This window comes from Cellulophaga baltica (assembly GCF_900102165.1).
In the GTDB taxonomy this organism is placed as follows: domain Bacteria; phylum Bacteroidota; class Bacteroidia; order Flavobacteriales; family Flavobacteriaceae; genus Cellulophaga; species Cellulophaga baltica.
In genome coordinates, this window is record NZ_FNBD01000007.1 from 285,019 (window position 1) to 295,287 (window position 10,269).

The window sequence follows — 10,269 nt, forward strand, 5'->3', positions numbered from 1 at the left end:
TGCTTTTCATAAAATGAACATAAACCACTAGGTAATTAGCAATTAAAACTTGTAAATTTGAAGCAGGATAATAAATTAAAATTTGGTAATGAAGAAGCTATATATTGTTTTTATATTCATATTCATCTCTTCTTGTGATGATGGTGATTTACAAATTGAATCTTTAGATTTTGATGACGTAAGTGTACAAACCTGTACTGCTATTGATATTGCACAAGCTAATACACTTTTCAAAATTAATGATGATGAGTCTTTAATTCTTATTTTAGGCGCTAATGTTTTAACCCAAGAAGAAGGTTCTATTACTGTAGAATTAACAAGTTCTACAAGCTCTACCATTGTTTACAGGTTATTTTCAGATACCGTAACTAGTGATTATTTTTGTGATGACATTCCTCCAAGCACCCCAACAGTACTTGACGAAATTACAGCTACCGAAGCTACACTTACCATTACCACTACGTCTACAGGAACTGTAGATGCTCCAGAATATGAGCATAACATACAACTGAATACCATTAGTTTAATTACGAGTAGCAATCAACGAATTACAGATTTAGCGGTTGAGGAATTTGGAACTGTTACTTCCAACTAACTGTTTTGATAAATATAAATTTCAGTAGCACCTAACCCGTACTTCTGATAATCTGCATCGTAGTATTTTACAGCATCATATCTACCAAACAAGTAATGTAGTTCTTCTTTAAGAACTCCTTGTCCTACCCCGTGGATAAATACTACTTTTTGTATTTTTTTCCGAATAGCAAATTCCAATTGTCTTTTAGCGGTATCCAATTGTATGTTTAACATATCATAGTTAGACATGCCTCGTTGCGATGGGACTAGATTATGGATATGCAAATCTACTTCCATCTTGGGAGCGCTTCGTTCTTTTGGCTTAACAAGCTGAGAATTTCTTTTTTTAGGGATTGCTTTTTCAGATTTAATTTTTGCAATTTCAAAGTTAGAAACGGTAAGATTACGATCGTCTATAATTTTAATTAGCTCTGATGGTTGGTATATCAGCAGAAATCCATCATCACTTAAAACCGTAATTTTATCACCCTTCATTTCTTTAATGATACCTGTGATCGTATCATCCATAGCTTCTACCCTATCATCAATTTTAAAAGACATATTATAATTCTTTTGATTTTTCCTCAGGTTCTTTCCAAGAAGTACTGGTCTTATAGGCACCAAACATTATGAAAACAACACCAATAGCTAAGGCATATTCTTTCACGATAAACCTAGGGCCATACCCCATAATGAGAGCCCCCATTATAATTAAGATAAAATAAATGATTTGTTTTATTTTCATTGGTTAAAAATAATAGTAATTTTCGGCAAAAGAATTCAATTTAAAGTAAAAAATGCAGCTGGCAACTTATATTTTAAAATTAGACGAGTACATGCTCCCGTGTTTTAGTAAAAAAATATTGGGTGTTGACTGTCCTGGCTGCGGTATTCAACGCTCAGTTGCGTTAATTCTTCACGGAGAATTTGGAGCTGCTTTTAAAATGTACCCTGCCATTTACACCCTGTTATTGCTTTTTGGTTTTTTGCTTTACAGCAGCTTTTATACCGTAAAATATTCAAATAAAATAACAATAACTTTAACAACTATTACAGTATTTTTGATTTTGATTAATTACATTTTAAAATTCACATAACTAACAACTAAACCTTTTTTTAAATTATGGAACAACAAAAATTACCTAATGCAACAATGATAATCGTTTTAAGCATATTTGGTTATCTATGCTGCTGCCTTGCAGGAATTGGAATTATCCCATCAGGTATCGCTTTTTTTATGGCAAATAAATCACAGAAAATATATGAAGAAAGTCCAGAATTATATGATAACTACGGAACTATTAAAACTGGTAAAATTGTTGCAATTATTGCATTAGTTTTAAACGTTCTTATGGTTATTAGATGGATTTATGTTATTGCAACTGGTGGATTTGACACAATTCAAGAGCAATACGATGAAATGATGAGACAAATGGAAGCTGCACAATAAGAACTTATGCATCAACAATCGTTACCCGGATCTAGTGAAGCCCTAACTTATGGGATTCTATCTATTGTATTGACCCTATTTTGTTGTGGTCCCTTTGGTGCTATATTTAGTTTCCTTGGACTTTCAAGTGCTAAAAAAGCGCATCGGATTTATGCGGAAAGCACTGGTGAATACACAGGGTATGAAAATTCTAAAACAGGGAAGATATTATCTTATATCGGTTTGGCTATAGCGGCCATTTACCTTTTGTTTTTCCTTTTATACTTTGGCGTTATTATTGCTTTTATCGTTGCTGCAGCAGCAGACGGAAATTTTTAATAAGAGAAAACACTTTAAATCAAAAAATCCCGAGGCAAAAGCTTCGGGATTTTTTTTATTAAACAGTGAAAATATTATTTTTCAAACTTCTGAAGTGTATTGGTAATAATGGCAACACAATCTAACAATTGCTCTTTAGTCATAACTAAAGGCGGTGCAAAACGAATGATGTTTCCATGCGTAGGCTTAGCTAAAAGTCCGTTTTCTTTCAAAGCCATACAAATATCCCAAGCCGTTGAGCTCTCTTCTGTATCATTAATTAAAATAGCATTTAACAACCCCTTACCACGTACCGCATTAACGATAGAACTAGTAGGAATAAACTTGTTTAGTTCTGCTCTAAATAATTCTCCTAAATCAAAAGCATTCTGCGCAAGGTTTTCATTTTTAATAACCTCTAATGCTGCAACGCCAACCGCCGCTGCTATAGGATTACCACCAAAGGTAGAACCGTGATTTCCTGGCTGTATTACCCCCATAATAGCATCATTAGCTAAAACGGCAGATACTGGATACGCACCACCAGATAATGCCTTTCCTAATATTAAAATATCAGCTTTTACTTCTGGAGTACCACTACAATGCTTGTCTGCACAATCGCAATTACCACAAGTAGCCAAAAGCCTCCCTGTTCTTGCTATACCAGTCTGTACTTCATCTGCTATAAACAATACATTGTGCTTTGCACAAAGTGCTTTAGCGTCTTTCAAATAATTCTCGGAAGGCACATAAACCCCTGCTTCTCCTTGAATTGGTTCTACTAGAAAGCCTGCAATATTTTTATTCTGCTCTAAAACTTCCTCTAAAGCTTTTAAATTATCGTATTCTATTTTTAAGAATCCGTCTATGTAAGGTCCAAAATTCTTACGAGCAACAGGGTCATTAGAAAATGAAATAATTGTAGTAGTTCTTCCATGAAAGTTATTCTCACAAACCACAATCTGTGCTTGATTTTCTGGAATTCCTTTTTTCTCATAAGCCCATTTTCTACAAATCTTCAAAGCGGTCTCTACTGCTTCCGCCCCTGTGTTCATAGGTAACAACTTATCAAAACCAAAGGTTTCTGTTGCATACTTCTCATACTTCCCTAACACATCATTGTAAAATGCTCTAGAAGTTAATGTAAGTGTTTGCGCTTGTTTGGTCATTGCCCCAACAATTTCTGGATGACAATGTCCTTGGTTTACTGCAGAATAAGCAGATAAAAAATCATAATACTTTTTACCTTCTACATCCCAAACAAAAACGCCTTCTCCTTTACTTAATACTACAGGTAATGGATGATAATTGTGTGCTCCATGCTTGTCTTCTAAAGCAATTACGTCCTTAGAAGTCATAGTTTCTAAAATAGCCATTCTAATAAAATTTAAATATGAATAAAATAACCATTCCTCCTCTACCTTTATCCTTTCGAAGTTTCGAAAATTCAGCGTGGGAGAGAAATCACCCCTAGAGACCGCAAATTAATAAATATAAAAATACTACTAAAGTTTTTTATCAAATTCGTGATTATATCGATGAATTTCGCTTTTAAAAGTTTATAAAATTATAAACTTTTATGTACTTAAATAAAAACAATCTATTTTTGCGGCATGCGTAGAAAAAGTAATAAAACAAAAACTATTTTTGAAAATGTAACTGTAGTAGATGCAGGTGCAAAAGGCAAAACTATTGGTAAGGCTCCAGACGGCCGTGTTATATTTTTAAACAATACAGTCCCAGGAGATGTTGTTGATGTCCAAACTACAAAAAAAAGAAAAGCTTATTTTGAAGGTACTGCTACAAAGTTCCATACACTTTCTGATAAAAGAGTAACCCCAGTATGCCAACATTTTGGTACGTGCGGTGGGTGTAAGTGGCAAGATATGGGTTATGACCATCAACTTTTCTACAAACAAAAAGAGGTAGAGAATAATTTGATACGTATTGGTCATCTAGAACTTCCTGAAATAACGCCTATTTTAGGATCTAAAAAACAGTATTTCTACCGGAATAAAATGGAGTTTTCATTTTCTGATAGCCGTTGGTTATCCCTAGAAGAAATAAATTCTGACGCAGAAATAAAAGATAGAAATGCCTTAGGTTTTCATATTCCAGGTATGTGGGATAAAATATTGGATATTGAAAAATGCCATTTGCAAGAAGATCCTTCTAACGCCATACGTTTAGAAACAAAAGATTTTGCCTTAAAAAATGATATGTCTTTTTTCAATCCAAGAAATCAGCATGGTTTATTAAGAACAATGATGATCCGTACCACCTCTACTGGAGAGATCATGGTGTTGGTTCAATTTTTTGAAAACGATAAAACAAAAAGAGAACTACTTTTAAGTCATTTACAACTAAAGTTCCCTGAAATCACTGCTTTACTGTATGTTGTTAATGCGAAGCAGAATGACACTATTTACGATCAAGAAATAATTTGCTTTGCTGGTCGCGATCATATTTTTGAAGAAATGGAAGGCTTAAAATTTAAAATTAATGCCAAATCATTTTATCAGACAAATTCTGATCAAGCTTTTGAATTATATAAGATAACGAGAGATTTTGCCGGGCTAACAGGAAATGAACTGGTGTATGACTTGTATACTGGCACAGGAACTATTGCACAGTTCGTGGCTAAAAAAGCTAAGAAAGTTGTGGGTATAGAAGCCGTTCCGGAAGCTATAGAAGATGCCAAAGCAAATGCTGTTTTCAATAAAATTGAAAATACCTCTTTCTTCGCAGGAGATATGAAGAACATCTTTAATGAAGAATTTATACGTGAGAATGGTACTCCCGATATCATCATAACAGATCCTCCAAGAGACGGGATGCATAAAGATGTTGTTGCTCAAATTCTAGCTATTTCCCCTCAAAAAGTAGTTTATGTTAGCTGTAATAGCGCCACACAAGCACGTGATTTAGAATTGATGAAAGACGATTATAAAATTACAAAAACTCAGGCCGTAGATATGTTTCCACAAACACATCATGTTGAAAATGTTGTACTTTTGGAAAAGCGATAATAATCTAGTGATGATCTATTAATTTATGAGTACACTAAAATATATACTAGCCTTAGCTGTTATGGTATTTGCCTTTAATTCTTGTGAAAAAGATGATATCTGTGTAGATGGTGATACACCACTTCTAGTGATTAGGTTTTACGATGCCACTATAACTACAGATTTAAAAGCACCAAGCAACTTACAAGTTAAAGGCCTTTTAGATACGGGTGAGTATGGCGATATCATTACAAATACGTCTACTGATTCTATTCAAATTCCGTTGCGTATAGATGGTTTATCTACGACTTATAATTTATCTATAAACGCCACGACGGATGCCGAAAATGCAAATGAAGATGTTTTGGTTTTTGATTATGCTACTAAAGAAGTTTTTATATCAAGAGCCTGTGGTTATGTAGTTAATTATGAAGAGTTATCCGATGAACTAACTACGGATACTGATAATTGGATTAAAAATATAGAAATAACAAATACTACTGTTGAAGATCAAACCACTGCGCATGTTAAAATATTTCATTAGTCTTAGTTTTATTTTTGTTTCTTTATTGGGATGGTCACAATCTAAGCCTATAGATTTACAACCGAAAGATACGGTACAAAAAACAGATCGATATGGTTTACGCGTAGGTGTAGATTTAAGCAAGATTTTAATGTCTACGTTAGATGATGATTATACGGGAATAGAGTTGGTAGGAGATTTTAGATTAAAACCCAATTTATATTTAGCGGCAGAGTTAGGGAATGAAAAGAAAACAAAGCAAGAAGATTTGTATAATTTCACTACCTCTGGGAGCTACATAAAACTAGGAGTAGACTTTAATTCTTACGAGAATTGGTTTGGGATGAATAATTTAATTCACCTTGGTGGCCGTTATGCTTTTAGTAGTTTTAGCCAAACCATAAATGACTATCAAATTTTTAGTACTAGTCGTTATTTTAATGAAGACAGCTTTGCTTTAGGATCAGAAAATATTGGTGAATACTCATCACTCAATGCCTCTTGGCTAGAAGCTGTACTAGGATTGAAAGTTGAACTATTTTCTAATATTTATTTAGGTGCTAGTGTACGCTTAGGTCTTTTAATAACTGATAAAGCACCTGATAAAGATGCTTCTGATGGTTTCCAAAATTTGTGGATTCCCGGTTTTAATAAGGTTACAGATAATAGTAGATTTGGCAGCAGCTTTAACTATTCTATTACCTATTTTATCCCGTTGTATAAAAAGAAAAAACAAACACGTAAAAAGTATGTAGACGAAAGTGGAAGTCAACCACCTCCACCACCGCCAAGAAATTAGACTATAATTTTTTGATGCTTTTAGAAAAAAGCCACTTCATCACTATTCTAGTGCCTTCCTTATTTTTAAGGACGGCAAACTTAGGTGCAAATATCATGGTGACGAGTGCAGAAACGATAGACTTCACCACGGTACTCTCATACAGGTAATCCAATATAAAAAAGCGAAGTACTATAAATAATATAGCAAAGCTTAAAAAATTATAGAGTAAAGCCTTATTCTTTAATGACATCATTTAGGATTCTTTATTTTGAAATTTCGCTTTCTTACTTCCTTCGTACATCACATATTTAACGAGTCTAGATTCTAAGTGACTATTAAATACTTTGATCTTACGAGAAGGTCTCAGACCAACAAACTTCAATGCTTCTAGATTAGACGTTATAAGCCAAGCATCTGTGCCTGCATAATGATTTTTAAGGGTATCACCTATATTCTTATAGAAGTCTTCCATATCTATATCTAAACGCTCTCCATAAGGCGGATTAAATAAAATATGCAAGTGGCTATCTACCGCCTTTTCAGTTTCAAAGAAATTAAATTGTCCAACCTTTATGTATTCTGATAAATTTGCATTTTCAATGTTGTCTTGAGCTTTACGTATGGCAGAAGGCGCTTTATCGTATCCTGCAATTTTAAAATGAAATTCTCTTGTCTTATTCAAACAGCTCTCTACTATTTTATCAAACAACTCTTGATCATAATCTGGCCATTTTTCAAAAGCGAACTCTTTCCTGTTAATATTTACAGGAATATTACACGCAATCATTGCTGCTTCTACTAAGATAGTTCCACTACCACACATAGGGTCTAGAAAATCACTCTGACCATCCCAACCGCTTAATAATAGAAGACCAGCTGCCAAAACTTCATTAATAGGCGCAATATTGGTAGCTGTTTTATACCCACGCTGGTGTAAAGACCTACCTGAGGTATCTAAAGAAACATTACAATGCTCTTTCTGAATATGTATATTTATTCTAAGATCTGGAAACTTGATATCAACGTCTGGACGAATACCATCTAAATCTCTAAATTTATCTACAATAGCATCTTTAACTTTTTGAGATACATAAAGTGAATGCGTAAAATTTTCTGAGTTCACGGTAGTATCAATAGCGAAAGTGGTATGCGGTGTTAAATACTCGGTCCAATCAAACGCATATATTTTCTTATAGAGCTCTTCTTCATTCCTAACTGTAAATGAATGTATTGGCTTAATTATTTTAATAGCCGTTCTTAGACATAAATTGGCTTTATACATAAAACCCATATCCCCTTCAAAACTAACGCTTCTAACGCCTTCTTCTATATTTAAAGCCCCAAGCTTTCGTAGCTCTTTAGCCAAAACTCCTTCAAAACCAAACATTGTTTTGGCAACCATTTTGTAATTCTCCATACCTATCTAAAACATTACGACAAAAATACATTAATTTTGCGGCCTCAGGTTACATTTTAAAAAAACCTAATTCTAGCATGACCTATTTATTACCCATTTTAGCTGTATTAGTAAGCTTCCTATTTGTTTATTTAATAAAACCTAAAAAAAAAGAAGGCATAAAACTACTACTAGCCTTTAGTGGTGCTTTCCTTTTAGCATTGACTGTTTTTGAGCTTCTACCTGAAATATATGAAGGAACAGATCAAAAAAAAGTGGGAGTATTTGTAATGCTTGGAATATTATTACAAATATTTTTAGAATTCTTTTCTAAAGGAGCAGAACACGGCCATATGCATATGGATAGCAACAAGACAGAATTTCCTTGGCTGCTATTCATAAGTTTATCTGTTCACTCTCTTCTAGAAGGTGTACCTATAGGCGATCACCACTCAATGTTATATGCCATATTGGTACATAAAATTCCGATTGCCATCATTTTAAGCATTTTCTTAATTGGCTCTAAAATGAGTAAACCATCTGCTTATTTCTTTATATGTTTATTTTCAATAATGACCCCTTTAGGAACCTATTTAGCAGCAAATATTGAGTTACTTTCCACGATAAAATCAGAATTAAATGCGGTAGCCATTGGCGTATTTTTACATATATCTACCGTAATTTTATTTGAAAGTTCTGAGGGGCATAAATTTAACCTAAGTAAATTACTCGTAATTATCATTGGTATCATAATCGCATATTTCTTATAGATGTTTAGTAAAAGTGAATCAAAAAAATTAAGAGAGGATTTTTGGATATCTTTTGGCAAATCATATCCTACAAAATGGATACTTTACAATACGAAAATTAAAGATTTTTCATTTAAATTTTATTTTGACACGTCAAAAGCCATGGTAGCTTTAGATATAGAAAGCAAAGATCTAGAGAAGCGTATTAATTTATGGGAAAAAGTAATCTCTTTGAAATCCGTACTTATAGCAGATTATCTACCAGAAGCGCACTTCGAAGAATATACCTTTTTAGAAAACCAGACAGAAATTTCCAGAATCTATGTACGTTTAGATCAGGTAAGTATTCACAATAAAAATACCTGGCAACAAACCATGATATTTATGAATGAGCATATGATAAAATTTGAAGCCTTTTTTAATGATTTTGAAGCTGTTTTTATAGATTGATATTACACAACATCTAGGTAGATAAACAACCAGTGACTAATACTACCACCTAAAACAAATAAGTGCCATATAAAATGATTGTACGGTATTTTTCTAATAGCGTAGAAAAGTATCCCTACGGTATAAAATCCACCGCCCAACATTAATAGATTTATCCCTAAAGGGCTAGTAGCCGCTATTAAGTTCTGAAAGTCGAACACAATTAACCACCCCATTACCAAATACAATAGTAAGGATACAATTTCAAACCTTCCTGTAAAAAATAACTTCAGTATAGTTCCAAACAATGCTATACTCCATACTACTGTAAATAAAGTCCAACCGTTTCCATATACTAAACTTATAAGCGCCACAGGAGAATACGTTCCCGCAATTAGAAAGTAAATACTGATATGATCAACAATCCTAAACTTTTTTTTCAAACTAGGCTTTGCAGTGGCATGATATAATGTAGAAGCTGAATAAAGTAATAGTATGGAAAAAGAATAGATACAAATACCCAATATGGCGTACTCACTTTTACTAGAATTTTTATCTAATAAAAAATAGAAGCCAATGAATCCTAAAAGAATTCCGATTCCGTGGGATAATGTATTAAGAAGTTCTTCTTTTTTGTAGGGAGAAATCTCTTGCATAAGGTAAAGTACGTTTGTATGCTTAAAAGTAAGTCTTATGCGTAATATGAACCCTATATAAACAAAAAAAGTCCTCAATATTTCTATTGAGGACTTGATTAAAAAAAGGCGACGACCTACTCTCCCACTTGGTATAGCAGTACCATCGGCGCTGATAGGCTTAACTTCCCTGTTCGGAATGGTAAGGGGTGGACCCTATCGCCATGGTCACCTTAAATCGTTGTACTACACAAATGCATAGTAACTAATATTGTTAACATATTAAAGGGACAAAATGGTGTATAAAACACGCACTATAAACACAGTTTTAGATTAAATCTAAAGTAAGCTACGATTTTTGGTTATTATACCTTTAAAAAAAGGAAGTCCGCCCCCTAATTAAAGGGGGCAAGTTGTGCAAGCCT

The 10,269-nt window shown here is 33.4% G+C and carries 15 protein-coding genes and 1 rRNA gene; 10 read left to right on the forward strand and 6 right to left on the reverse strand.

Annotated elements, in window-relative coordinates; translation table 11 throughout:
• Window positions 1–88 precede the first annotated feature (88 nt).
• Window positions 89–595, forward strand: a complete 507-nt coding sequence (locus BLQ19_RS13930) for a hypothetical protein (RefSeq protein ID WP_025614476.1) — start codon at window positions 89–91, stop codon at window positions 593–595.
• On the opposite strand, the gene BLQ19_RS13935 is transcribed toward BLQ19_RS13930, so the two are convergent.
• Together BLQ19_RS13935 and BLQ19_RS13940 are read right to left on the reverse strand one after the other, a co-directional pair.
• Complete coding sequence (locus tag BLQ19_RS13935; RefSeq protein ID WP_025614475.1) at window positions 592–1,137, reverse strand: DUF8465 domain-containing protein; 546 nt, start codon at window positions 1,135–1,137, stop codon at window positions 592–594. The genes BLQ19_RS13930 and BLQ19_RS13935 overlap by 4 nt on opposite strands.
• Window position 1,138: 1 nt before the next feature.
• Window positions 1,139–1,321, reverse strand: coding sequence for a hypothetical protein (locus tag BLQ19_RS13940; RefSeq protein WP_024479898.1), 183 nt, complete (start codon window positions 1,319–1,321; stop codon window positions 1,139–1,141).
• A gap of 91 nt (window positions 1,322–1,412) precedes the next feature.
• Here BLQ19_RS13940 and BLQ19_RS13945 point away from each other — a divergent pair, with 91 nt between their 5' ends.
• The 3 genes from BLQ19_RS13945 to BLQ19_RS13955 are packed head-to-tail and all read left to right on the forward strand — an operon-like array spanning window position 1,413 to window position 2,344.
• Window positions 1,413–1,673 carry a DUF2752 domain-containing protein gene (locus BLQ19_RS13945; RefSeq protein WP_310733893.1) on the forward strand — a complete coding sequence of 87 codons (261 nt, stop codon included), beginning with the start codon at window positions 1,413–1,415 and terminating at the stop codon, window positions 1,671–1,673.
• A gap of 26 nt (window positions 1,674–1,699) precedes the next feature.
• Window positions 1,700–2,026 carry a CCC motif membrane protein gene (locus tag BLQ19_RS13950; RefSeq protein WP_025614473.1) on the forward strand — a complete coding sequence of 109 codons (327 nt, stop codon included), beginning with the start codon at window positions 1,700–1,702 and terminating at the stop codon, window positions 2,024–2,026.
• Between the two features lie 6 nt (window positions 2,027–2,032).
• On the forward strand, window positions 2,033–2,344 hold the full coding sequence (locus BLQ19_RS13955) for a CCC motif membrane protein (protein WP_024479895.1): 312 nt from the start codon (window positions 2,033–2,035) through the stop codon (window positions 2,342–2,344).
• Between the two features lie 74 nt (window positions 2,345–2,418).
• Here BLQ19_RS13955 and rocD read toward each other — a convergent pair whose 3' ends face one another.
• Window positions 2,419–3,699 carry an ornithine--oxo-acid transaminase gene (rocD, locus tag BLQ19_RS13960; RefSeq protein WP_074538748.1) on the reverse strand — a complete coding sequence of 427 codons (1,281 nt, stop codon included), beginning with the start codon at window positions 3,697–3,699 and terminating at the stop codon, window positions 2,419–2,421.
• A gap of 237 nt (window positions 3,700–3,936) precedes the next feature.
• On the opposite strand from rocD, the gene rlmD reads away from it, so the two are divergent.
• From rlmD to BLQ19_RS21735, 4 genes are read left to right on the forward strand one after another with little or no spacing between them, the layout of a single operon-like run.
• Entirely contained in the window at window positions 3,937–5,352 is a 1,416-nt protein-coding gene (gene rlmD / locus BLQ19_RS13965; protein ID WP_074538749.1) for a 23S rRNA (uracil(1939)-C(5))-methyltransferase RlmD, read from the forward strand.
• A 25-nt stretch (window positions 5,353–5,377) separates the two neighbouring features.
• Window positions 5,378–5,875, forward strand: coding sequence for a DUF6452 family protein (locus BLQ19_RS13970; protein WP_025614470.1), 498 nt, complete (start codon window positions 5,378–5,380; stop codon window positions 5,873–5,875).
• The gene (locus BLQ19_RS13975; protein WP_074538750.1) at window positions 5,856–6,653 is read left to right on the forward strand and encodes a DUF6048 family protein; all 798 of its coding nucleotides are present in this window, start codon (window positions 5,856–5,858) and stop codon (window positions 6,651–6,653) included. Before BLQ19_RS13970 ends, BLQ19_RS13975 begins: the two co-directional genes overlap by 20 nt.
• A 14-nt stretch (window positions 6,654–6,667) precedes the next feature.
• Entirely contained in the window at window positions 6,668–6,802 is a 135-nt protein-coding gene (locus BLQ19_RS21735) for a hypothetical protein (protein WP_255352108.1), read from the forward strand.
• Between the two features lie 86 nt (window positions 6,803–6,888).
• Here the strand turns inward: BLQ19_RS21735 and BLQ19_RS13985 are convergent, their stop codons facing one another.
• A complete protein-coding gene (locus BLQ19_RS13985; protein ID WP_034659622.1) occupies window positions 6,889–8,052 on the reverse strand; it encodes a THUMP domain-containing class I SAM-dependent RNA methyltransferase in 1,164 nt (387 codons plus the stop codon).
• Window positions 8,053–8,129: 77 nt separating this feature from the next.
• Here BLQ19_RS13985 and BLQ19_RS13990 point away from each other — a divergent pair, with 77 nt between their 5' ends.
• Window positions 8,130–8,801 (forward strand): ZIP family metal transporter, encoded by a 672-nt coding sequence (locus tag BLQ19_RS13990; protein ID WP_029448480.1) that lies wholly within the window; start codon window positions 8,130–8,132, stop codon window positions 8,799–8,801.
• On the forward strand, window positions 8,802–9,230 hold the full coding sequence (locus tag BLQ19_RS13995; protein WP_024479887.1) for a DUF4268 domain-containing protein: 429 nt from the start codon (window positions 8,802–8,804) through the stop codon (window positions 9,228–9,230).
• A 2-nt stretch (window positions 9,231–9,232) separates the two neighbouring features.
• Here BLQ19_RS13995 and trhA read toward each other — a convergent pair whose 3' ends face one another.
• Both trhA and rrf read right to left on the reverse strand, forming a co-directional pair.
• A complete protein-coding gene (gene trhA / locus BLQ19_RS14000) occupies window positions 9,233–9,865 on the reverse strand; it encodes a PAQR family membrane homeostasis protein TrhA (RefSeq protein ID WP_074538751.1) in 633 nt (210 codons plus the stop codon).
• Window positions 9,866–9,968: 103 nt separating this feature from the next.
• A 5S ribosomal RNA gene (gene rrf / locus BLQ19_RS14005) occupies window positions 9,969–10,080 on the reverse strand.
• Between the last annotated feature and the right edge of the window lie 189 nt (window positions 10,081–10,269).